This window comes from Psychrobacter sp. 1U2 (assembly GCF_051847575.1).
The window spans coordinates 1-1,214 of record NZ_JBPYDC010000313.1 but is presented as its reverse complement, the minus strand read 5'-3'; the positions used below and the strand labels follow the sequence as shown (position 1 = coordinate 1,214).

Sequence of the window (1,214 nt, the reverse complement as noted above, 5' to 3'; positions counted from 1 at the left end):
TTATTATTATCGTCTACAGGGACTTGTATATGATGTTCGGGCAACTCAGCATCCTTAACTTCTGAAATACTGACTTTCATTTGATGTAAATCCCCTGCTGTTTGTAAAGCAAATCGATGCGCATTGGTATTGCCTTCTAACACAATGGTTTTATCAATAGGCTGATCATGGGGTAACAAGTGAAATACCGCAACTTTTGTCTGTTCCCACTCATATACCCATACACGTTCATTATGGTCATCAACACTTAGAATCAAACTGCTTGGAATAATCCAATCTGGCTGATTTGCAGCAGGAATAATAGTAACCTCTAGCATGCCATTATCAGTCGTCAATAGACTGACAGCTTCAAATGAATGTTTTATAATTTGGCTCATACATCGCTCACAGTAAATGAAGGTGAAATGATACTCGCTGTCATCTCACTAATATAATTGGTAAGTTTTTGGGCAAGTAATTCAGGACTACCAATAAATTGACAGTGACCAGAATCAATAATGGCTTGTGGCTGACTAGGACAAACACTTGTACTTGGATTCTGCGCCCATAGCTGACTGTTATTATCTTGAATTAAATCTATGTATTGAGCACCATCCTTGCCCATACCAGAAAATATAATGCTCACAAGATCACTACCGTAAACATCACTGGTATTTTGGAGCAGCTGTCCAATACCAGGCTTGTACTCTCCTGACCATGTTTGTTCTGTTAATATGACTCGACCATCTGAGTCACATATAATCTGTCGATCAATGGGTGCGATTAGACAATGTCCTGTTCGCAAGCGCTGAGTTGTCGTAATCACTTGACAACGCCAATCGTTATGGCGATTTAATATTCGAGGTAAGGTCTCTATCATATTTTGGTTAAAATGGTGCGCGAGTAAGATACAGATAGGTAGCGTAGGCGATAAGTTGTCTAAGAACGTTTTTACTGCATGCGGACCACCCATAGATGCTCCTAAAAACACGACATAACGCCAAGGCGCAGGATTGTTGTCGATCGGTGGATTGTCTAACAATGCTGGCTTGTTTAGCAGCTTAGCCAGTTTACGCTTTAATTTGCGCTGCCATTTTGCATAATGTTGCATCTCATTTAGGTACGGTGCTGGGCTAAACCCTACCAGCACTGCACTAGATTGAGATGCCATAATAAAACTGGCTATGCTGTCGTCATAATCGCCATTTCTTAATTGCTTACTTCCTTCACAGCTC

1 protein-coding gene and 1 pseudogene are annotated in these 1,214 nt (G+C 40.7%); both read right to left on the bottom strand.

What is annotated here, in order from left to right; genetic code table 11:
* Window positions 1–377 (bottom strand): annotated as a pseudogene (locus tag ACS8FD_RS15430) (hypothetical protein); the annotation flags it as partial.
* Window positions 374–1,214 (bottom strand): chemotaxis protein CheB (locus ACS8FD_RS15425; protein ID WP_439276494.1); only part of this gene is annotated, 841 nt, incomplete at its 5' end. The gene ACS8FD_RS15425 and the pseudogene ACS8FD_RS15430, both read right to left, overlap by 4 nt.